This is a genomic window from Flagellimonas olearia (genome assembly GCF_009184425.1).
Taxonomy (GTDB): Bacteria; Bacteroidota; Bacteroidia; order Flavobacteriales; family Flavobacteriaceae; genus Flagellimonas; species Flagellimonas olearia.
In genome coordinates this window covers 1-397 of record NZ_WELG01000076.1, presented here as the reverse complement: position 1 = coordinate 397, position 397 = coordinate 1, and the positions used below count along the sequence as shown (strand labels likewise).

Genomic DNA, 397 nt, shown 5'->3' with positions numbered 1-397 from the left:
TTCTCGGCTTCCGCTTCTTCAATCATGGCATCTATATCATCAGTCATTGAGAAGCCCCCCAATCTTGCGTAGCCGCTCCTTGGCCTTGGCTGCACGCTCAGGGTCGACAAGCTCACCACGCGCAGCATCAGAGCGCATACAAGCCAGCACGGCACGCTCGTGGTCTGCATGTGCCCGAAGGCGCTCCATTTTCCAATGAGGTAAGCCCGGCTTGTGATGGCTACGCATTCCATCGGGGAACAAGTCGCCAAGGCTAAGGCCAACAGCCGTTAGCACGTCACCAGTTGGACAACCGGCGAAGCAATGCACCAGCAAACGACCATCGTCGCATTCCTTAATGGATAGGCTCGGGGTTCGATCATCATGCGCAGGGCAGCAGGCCATATATCGGCCTTCA

1 protein-coding gene is annotated in these 397 nt (G+C 56.7%); it reads right to left on the bottom strand.

Annotated features, from left to right (window positions below; all coding sequences use genetic code 11):
- Positions 1 to 39: 39 nt before the first annotated feature.
- Positions 40 to 384, bottom strand: a complete 345-nt coding sequence (locus tag F8C76_RS19280; RefSeq protein WP_369126714.1) for a hypothetical protein — start codon at positions 382 to 384, stop codon at positions 40 to 42.
- Positions 385 to 397: the final 13 nt, after the last annotated feature.